Source organism: Actinoplanes sp. NPDC051633 (assembly GCF_040681735.1).
Taxonomy (GTDB): domain Bacteria; phylum Actinomycetota; class Actinomycetes; order Mycobacteriales; family Micromonosporaceae; genus Actinoplanes.
Genome location: NZ_JBFAZH010000284.1, coordinates 1 through 7,664, shown reverse-complemented (window position 1 = coordinate 7,664; position 7,664 = coordinate 1). Strand labels below are relative to the sequence as shown.

General features: G+C 70.6%; 8 protein-coding genes and 1 pseudogene. 4 read left to right on the top strand and 5 right to left on the bottom strand.

Annotated features, from left to right (window positions below; translation table 11 throughout):
* Together AB0M20_RS17745 and AB0M20_RS17740 are read right to left on the bottom strand one after the other, a co-directional pair.
* The coding region (locus AB0M20_RS17745) for a hypothetical protein (RefSeq protein WP_364299332.1) at positions 1-320 on the bottom strand (320 nt) is incomplete at its 3' end.
* A gap of 77 nt (positions 321-397) precedes the next feature.
* Complete coding sequence (locus AB0M20_RS17740) at positions 398-1,648, bottom strand: hypothetical protein (RefSeq protein WP_364299330.1); 1,251 nt, start codon at positions 1,646-1,648, stop codon at positions 398-400.
* A 108-nt stretch (positions 1,649-1,756) separates the two neighbouring features.
* Between AB0M20_RS17740 and AB0M20_RS17735 the strand changes: the two genes are divergently transcribed.
* Entirely contained in the window at positions 1,757-2,302 is a 546-nt protein-coding gene (locus AB0M20_RS17735; RefSeq protein ID WP_364299328.1) for a hypothetical protein, read from the top strand.
* A 41-nt stretch (positions 2,303-2,343) separates the two neighbouring features.
* Here the strand turns inward: AB0M20_RS17735 and AB0M20_RS17730 are convergent, their stop codons facing one another.
* The 3 genes from AB0M20_RS17730 to AB0M20_RS17720 all read right to left on the bottom strand — a co-directional run bounded on the left by AB0M20_RS17730 (position 2,344) and on the right by AB0M20_RS17720 (position 4,161).
* On the bottom strand, positions 2,344-2,802 hold the full coding sequence (locus tag AB0M20_RS17730; RefSeq protein WP_364299326.1) for a DUF4383 domain-containing protein: 459 nt from the start codon (positions 2,800-2,802) through the stop codon (positions 2,344-2,346).
* A gap of 93 nt (positions 2,803-2,895) precedes the next feature.
* Positions 2,896-3,564 carry a glycosyltransferase family 2 protein gene (locus tag AB0M20_RS17725; RefSeq protein WP_364299324.1) on the bottom strand — a complete coding sequence of 223 codons (669 nt, stop codon included), beginning with the start codon at positions 3,562-3,564 and terminating at the stop codon, positions 2,896-2,898.
* A 6-nt stretch (positions 3,565-3,570) separates the two neighbouring features.
* Positions 3,571-4,161, bottom strand: coding sequence for a YdcF family protein (locus tag AB0M20_RS17720; protein ID WP_364299322.1), 591 nt, complete (start codon positions 4,159-4,161; stop codon positions 3,571-3,573).
* Between the two features lie 59 nt (positions 4,162-4,220).
* Between AB0M20_RS17720 and AB0M20_RS17715 the strand changes: the two genes are divergently transcribed.
* The 3 genes and pseudogenes from AB0M20_RS17715 to AB0M20_RS17705 form a co-directional block, all read left to right on the top strand.
* Positions 4,221-5,237: a chemotaxis protein CheB gene (locus AB0M20_RS17715; RefSeq protein WP_364299320.1), complete on the top strand. Its 1,017-nt coding sequence runs from the start codon at positions 4,221-4,223 to the stop codon at positions 5,235-5,237.
* A gap of 59 nt (positions 5,238-5,296) precedes the next feature.
* Positions 5,297-7,204, top strand: a complete 1,908-nt coding sequence (locus tag AB0M20_RS17710; RefSeq protein WP_364299318.1) for a CheR family methyltransferase — start codon at positions 5,297-5,299, stop codon at positions 7,202-7,204.
* 41 nt (positions 7,205-7,245) lie between these two features.
* Positions 7,246-7,664: pseudogene (locus AB0M20_RS17705) on the top strand (ATPase); the annotation flags it as partial.

Below are 7,664 nucleotides of genomic sequence, written 5' to 3'. Positions count from 1 at the left end.
GCGGTCGCCCGGAGCTCCAGCACGAGCCCCGCCTGCGCGGCGAGGTCGCCGACCAGCCGCGTCTCGGCGTCGGTCAGCGCCTCACCCGCCGCCTTGCGCACCGCGATGACGCCGCGAAACCCGCCGTTGTGCAGGATCGGCACGGCAACCCAGGCCTCGCGAGCCGGCGCATCGAGCAAGATCGTTTCGGCCTCGCGCGCGCCGCCGCCACCCCCACCCCGGCACTGGGTGGGTCGGAGACTAGCGCCCCCGCCCGACGCTTCCGGTTCGTCGTCCACAGCCGGCTCGCCGACGCCGTTCGCCGGCGGTGCGCTGTCCACAGGCCGCTCCCCGCGGTGGCTGGGGAGCGATGCGGTGGCCACGGGCGGTTGGCCGGGACCGCTGGCGAGCGGTTGGTTCACGGGTGGCCGGCCGGGGTGTCCCGCCGGCGGCGCGCCGCGCACCGGCGGCGGGTCGCTCCCCGCCTCCGCCGGCCGCTCGTGCGCGCGCCGCACGGCCGGTCGCGGCAACTCCGCCGGCCAGGCCGAGCCGACCTGCAGCTCGTCCCGTTCCCCGTGTAGAGCACCACCTGCCGCGCGCCCACCCCGTCGGCAACCGTCCGGCAGATCCCGTCGAGCAGTCCGCCCGCAGGCGCCGCCAACTGCGCCGACAGCCGCGCCAGCGCTTCGTACGGGCTGGCCCGATGCCCGTAGATCAGCCGGTCGGCCAGCCGCTGGACCCGCCGGCGCAGCGGCTCGAACGCCACGGCCACGATCGCCGTCGCCACGATCGACAGCGCCATGCCGTGGCCGCCGACCAGCCGCCCGACGCCGGCCACGACGGCGGCGTACCCCAGGGTGACGACCGCGGCCATCGCACCCCACACCAGCGACTTGTTGATCACCAGGTCGATGTCGTAGAGGCGGTACTTCAGGATCGCCGCGCCCGCCGCCACCGCCATCACCGGCGCCGACAGGGCGCCCGGCACCGGCGACCGCCACACCACCCACCCGGCCAGCATCACCACGGCGGACAGCGTCACGGCGTACACGAACCAGCGCAACTGCCGCGCCTCGTCCCCGCGCGCCCGACGCAGCCGGGCCACCACGCACGCCACCCAGGCGACCTGGATCAACGGATAGGCGACGTTGCGGGCGACGCGGTAGAAGGCGTCCGCCGCCGCGAAGCCGGGCAGCGACAGCGGGTGCGGGGCGACCAGCGCCGTGCGCGCGTACTCGACGGGCCACAGCGCCGACACCGCAGCCAGCGCAACCCCGGCCGCGATCATCGCGGCGACCACGGGTCGCCACCGCGGCGACGGCAGTCGCCCGGTCGGGAAGCACATCACCGTGACCCCGACGATGACCAGGACGATCGGCAGCGGCCAGATGCCCAGCCAGCCGATCCACGAGGCGCCCGGCAGCGGGCCGGCGTGCAGGCCGTACTGGCGCCCGAAGAACATCACCGCGTGCCCCACGCCGGTCGCGACGAAGAGCCGGCCGACGCGGTTGCCGGGCCGGCGCCGGACCACGAAGAGGCCGACCGCGGTGAAGGACGCCGCGATCAGGCCGTTGTGCAGGTTGCCGACGTGTACGCCCAGCGCGAAGCCACCCGCCACCAGCGCGGCGGTGACCGCACCGACCGCCGGGCCGAGCGCCGTCCGGGTCATGGTTCGCATCGTGCCACCCCGGCGACCGCCCGTGACCAGGGTTAACCCTGCGATTCCCGAGGGGCTGCCCGGAGGCCTCGTGCTCGGCGACGCGGTCCCATGGAACGCATGAAACCCGTTGAGCGAGTTCTCACCGCCGGCCTGGTCATCGGCCCGGTGATCTACCTGATCGCCGACATCCTGTACGCCGTCCGCGGCTGGGACGACCCCACCGCCGCGGTCTTCCACGTGCTCGGGAGCATCGGCTACCTGCTGTCCGTGCTGCGCGTGGTCGGCTGGTCCGAGGGTTGGACGGCCGCGAGCCTGCTCGTCGTCGGCGCGATCGGCGTGGCCGGCAACGTCGCGTACGGCTTCAACTCCATCCACGTCTCGATGGGCGACACCGACCTCGTCGACGCCACCGGTGCCGCGACGCTGATCAAGCCGCTCGGCCTGTTCTTCCCGCTGGCCCTCCTGCTCTGCGCGGTGGCCCTGCGCCGCACGAGGCCGATGTGGCTGGTGTCCACCATCGGCCTGGCCGCCGTCGCGTGGCCGGTGGCGCACATCGGGAACATCGCCTGGCTCGCGGTCGTGGTGAACGTCGCCCTGGTCGCGGCCTTCGGCGCTCTGATGCCGGCATCCGCCCCGGACCGGGCGCCGGCCGTGGCGGCGTGACCCGATAGGCGCCCCGGCGAGTGCCGGGGCGCCCGCCGTGATCAGGCCCTGCGGGTGCGGGCCGTGTTGCGGGTGAGCAGCACGCCCAGAGCGATCATGCCGAGGCCGAGGAACAGGTGCAGCCAGTCGTCGGCGGTGTTCACCGGGACGAAGTTCGCTGCGCTGTTCTGCCCGATGATCAAGCCGTACAGCCACAGGACCAGGTAGATCGCGCCGCCGCCGATCAGGTACGAGCGTGCGCCGGACGCGGTGCGGGCCAGCGCGAAACCGGCCAGTCCGAAGAGCAGGTGGACGATGTTGTGCAGGATCGAGACCTGGAAAACGCCGAGCAGCAGAGCGTCGGAGTGATGCCCGGCGAAGGTCATGTCGCCGTAGTTGGTGGTTATGCCGGGGATGAAGCCGAGCACGCCGACCAGTACGAAGACGGCCGCGACCACGGTCGCGGCAGTGCGTACGGGAGTGCGGGCGGACGCCACGCCGCGCGTTGAAGTGGAAGCCATTGAAGTGCCTCTCTCTTTATTCGGAGGCCGACCGAATTCCCCGGTCAGCAGCGCACAAACGACTTCATTTTCATTAGGTCGAGCGACCACTGGTCAGCTCGGAGTCTGACCCGCCACCGCGCGCAGCAGCGGCCAGTAGATCCGGGCCGAGTCGGCGAGCGGACTGAACTTCGATGATCCGTTGTAGACCGTGGCGATCGTCACCTCGTCGATCGGCCGGCCGGTGCGGGCGGCGGCCAGTAGCACGTTCATCTCGTACTCGAAGCGCTCGCCGTCGATCGACAACAGCCAGTCGATCTGGCCGGCCGGGTGGGCGCGCAGGCCGGTCTGCGTGTCGCCGAGATATCGGCCGGTGGCCAGCTGGACGAGCCGGGACGTGACGCGGTTGCCGAGCCGGCTGCGGAACGGCACTTCACCGTCGAAGCTGCGCACGCCCAGCGTCATCCGCCCGCTCGACGAGACGTGGGCGGCCACGTTGCGGATGTCGTCCAGACGGTGCTGCCCGTCGCCGTCGGCACACACCACGTCGTCGTCCGGCAGGTTTTCCATGATGTGGCGGAACCCGGTCTTCAGGGCGGCGCCCTTGCCCTTGTTGACGGGGTGCCGCAGCACGGTGGCGCCCGCGGCGGTGGCCTGCTGCAACACCGGCGAGGCGGACGGGCCGCTGCCGTCGTCGACGACGACCGCGGGTCCGGCCCAGACGGCGATCAGCTCGGGAAGTTGGTGGGTGGGCGTGTGGACGGGAAGCAGCAGGACGGTCACACCGACCTATCTACCCATCCGGCGCAGTAACGCCACCATCCGTCTTTCGCGGCGGATCAGGGCGGCCGCGTCCCGCACCCCGAGGAACCACAGCCGCGCCGCCAGGTGGGCGAGCCGCTCACTGGCCGGTTCGTCGACGACCGGGATGTCCAGCAGGTCGCGCCGGCGCAGCCCGAGCACCTTCCCGGCCAGGTAGTGCACCCGCGGCAGGTGCCACTCGTGCGACACGAGTCCCAGCGGCTGCTCGGGAGTGAAGGTGTATCCGTCGAGCAGCCCGTCCTGCACGGTGTGCACCAGGTTCTCGAGGGTGCTGCGGGAGCGGTTCTCGGCACGCAGGTCGGCGATCCGGTCCAGGCCGGCGCCGCGCGCGTACGCCAGCATCAGATCGCCCTCGCGGCACCCGGCCGGCGGCTCGTCCGCGGCCTCGCTCGCCTCCGCCCACCCGCCGGTGAAGATCACCCGAGGGTGGCCGCCGTGCGCCTCGACATGGGCCACGGCGGCGCGCATGCGGGCGAGACCGCCCGGCGTCAGAACGAACTGCCCGCCGGAGACGGTGACGCCGCGCCCGAAGACCAGCACGACCTGCGCCTCCCCCATGCATGGAACGCTAACCGAGCACGGGTTTCGGCGGCGCGTGTGCTGGGAAAGCGTGCGAGATGGCGGAGCGTCGAGATGTGATCGCAGCGGGCGCCTCCGCCGGAGGCGTCGAGGCCCTCCGGGCGCTGGTCGCCGGCCTTCCGCCGGACTTTCCAGGGTCGGTCCTGGTGGTTCTGCACATTCCGCGTGAGGCGCCCAGTGCCCTGCCGTCGATCCTCGACCGAAGTGGGCCGCTGTCGGCGAGCACGGCGGTTGACGGCGAACCCTTGCGGCCCGGCCACATCTTCGTGGCGCCGAACGACCATCACCTGCTGGTCCTCGACGGGCTCATCCGGCTGACCAGGGGCCCTGCCGAGAACGGACACCGGCCCGCGATCGATCCGCTGTTCCGGTCGGTGGCCCGGACCTTCGGCCGCCGGGCGGTGGGTGTGGTGCTCTCCGGCACCCGCGACGACGGCGCCGCCGGCCTGGTGAACATCGTCCGGCGTGGCGGCGTGGCGGTCGTCCAGGACCCGGCCGACGCCCTCTATGCGCACATGCCAAGGGCTGCGCTGGCCCTGGTCTCGACGGAACACGTCGCTCCCGCCGCCAAACTGGGCGGATTGATCGCGGAAATCGTCGCGGAGGATCTCAGCAACGTCCCCGCCGTCGACGACGACGCCCTGCTCAACGCCGAGGTTGCCATGTCGGAGCTTGGACCGCTGACCGCCGAGGACCTGGCGCTGCCGGCCGCCGGGTACGGATGCCCGTCCTGCGGGGGTTCGTTGTTCGAGGTCACCGACGACCCGGTGCCTCGTTACCGCTGCCGGGTCGGCCACGCGTGGTCGCCGGACAGCCTCCTCGAGGAGCAGGCCATCGCGCTGGAGGGCGCGTTGTGGATGGCGCTGCGAGCGTTGGAGGAGAAGTCGGCATTAGGCCGGCGGCTGGCCGGGGTGCACCGCCCGAGCAGCGCCAGCCAGCTACGGTTTCGCGACCTGGCCGCCGACGCCGAGGCGGCCGGCGCGACCATCCGCCAGCTCATCGACAGGCTCGGGTCGACGGTTGCCCGCGCCGGGGACGCATCACCGCCCGCATAACCGCCTTTTGAAACTGGGATACCGTCGTGGTGCAGGACGCTGCTCAAGCCGGAGGCTCGATGGAACCCGACGACCCCAATTTCGAGACGCTCCTGGCCTATCTGAAGGAAACCCGAGGCTTCGATTTCACCGGCTACAAACGGTCGAGTCTGATGCGCCGGTTCAATCGCCGGATGAGTCAGGTCGGCAGCGCGGATTTCCAGGACTACCTGGATTACCTGCAGGTCCACCCGGACGAGTTCACCGCCCTGTTCAACACGATCCTGATCAACGTCACCGGCTTTTTCCGGGACACCGATGCGTGGGACCACCTGCGCTCCGAGGTGCTCGGCCCGATGATCGCGGCCAAGCCGTCCGACTCGCCGATCCGGGTCTGGTCGGCCGGCTGCGCCTCCGGCGAGGAGCCGTATTCGCTGGCGATCGCTCTCGCCGAGGTGATGGGCGTGGAGGAGTTCCGCGAGCGGGTGAAGATCTACGCCACCGACGTGGACGAGGAGCAGCTCAATGAGGCGCGCCAGGCCACCTACAGCGAGCACCGGGTGCAGGCGGTGCCGCCGGAACTGCTGGCGCGCTATTTCGAGTCGTCCAATTCGCGGTACGTCTTCCGCAAGGATCTCCGCCGCTCGGTGATCTTCGGGCGCAACGACCTGGTCCAGGATGCGCCGATCTCTCGCATCGACCTGCTCGCCTGCCGGAACACCCTGATGTACTTCAACGCCGAGACGCAGACCCGGATCCTCGACCGATTTCATTTCGCGCTCTCGGACAGCGGCGTGCTCTTTCTCGGCAAGGCGGAAATGCTGCTCACCCAGGGGAGCAGGTTCACGCCGATCGACCTCAAGCGGCGCCTGTTCAGCCGGGTTCCGCGCTTCGACCGGTTGCCCGGGGTAGTGACGTCCGACTTTCCGCGGGACGCGGGTGGGTCGGTGACCAGCATGGACCAATTGCGTGACCAGGCTTTCGCCGCGAGCCCGCCGGCGCAGCTGGTGCTCACCGCCGACGGCACGGTGGCGCTCGTCAATCGCGAGCTGGAGCGGACGTTCGGCGTGTCCTCCCGTGACCTCGGGCGGCCGTTCCGGGATCTCGACCTGTCGTACCGGCCGGCGGAGCTGCGCCGGCACATCGAGCAGGCTCAGGTCGAGCGCCGGACGCTGCGTGTCCTCGACGTCAAACAGACGCGCGCCGGCGAGACCACCCACCTCGAGGTGCAGATCAGCCCGCTGACCGACGGCGACAGCAACCTGCTCGGCGTCAACGTGATCTTCCACGACGTCACCGAGGCCCGCCGCCTGCAGGACCAGCTGGAACACACCAACCATCAGTTGGAGGCCGCCTACGAGGAGCTCCAGTCGACCAACGAGGAACTGGAGACCACCAACGAGGAACTTCAGTCGACCGTCGAGGAATTGGAGACGACGAACGAGGAGCTCCAGTCCACGAACGAGGAACTGGAGACGATGAACGAGGAACTGCAGTCAACCAACGACGAGTTGCAGAGCATCAACGATCAGCTGCGGGTGAGCACGACCCAGCTGGACGAGGCCAACGCGTTCCTCGAGACGGTGCTGGCCGGCCTGCACGCGGGCGTTTCCGTGGTCGACAACGATCTGCGGGTCCGGGTCTGGAACCAGCGCGCGGAAGAACTCTGGGGTCTGCGGGCCTCCGAGGTGGTCGGCCAGCACATGCTGAACCTCGACATCGGCCTTCCGTTCGAACAGCTCCGGCCGATGTTGCGTTCGGCGCTCGGCGCTGACGGAAAGGGCAGTGAGGCCTCCGTCGATGCGGTCAACCGACGTGGCCGTCCGGTGCTGATCCGGATGACCTGTACACCGTTCGGGACGCGCGGTGGCGCCGACTCGGGTGACGGGGTCATCATCGTCATGGAGGCCGACCCGCGGCCCGAGCCGCAGGACGTCGGCGATCACTACGCGGCTGGGCTGAGCCAGGCGGATGGGCGGACCAGATGACCGTGGAGTGCAGCGTCACGGACGCCGTCGGCGGGACGATCGTGACCGTCACCGGCAACCTCGGCCTGGCGGACGTCGCGGCGGTGCGCCTGACCTTGATGAAGTGTCTGGCCGAGCAGCCGGAGTCCGTGTTCATCGACCTGGATGCGATGCGGGTGGAACAACCGCTGGCCCTCGCGGTTTTCATGGCCGTGGCCAGGCAGGCGGCCCGCTGGCCCGGCATCCCGGTGCTGCTCTGCACGGACATGCTCGAGACGCGGACACATCTGCAGAGCGCCCCCTATCACCGGCTGCCCCTCTTTCCTGACATCGATTCGGCCCGCCGGCACTCGGGCATGCCCGTGCGCAGCCTTCCCCGGATCAGCGACGAGATCCTGCCGATTCAGGGGGCCGGCCGGCATGCCCGCAACGTCGCCACCGATGCCTGCCTGCGCTGGGACCTGCCGGACCTGATCGGGCC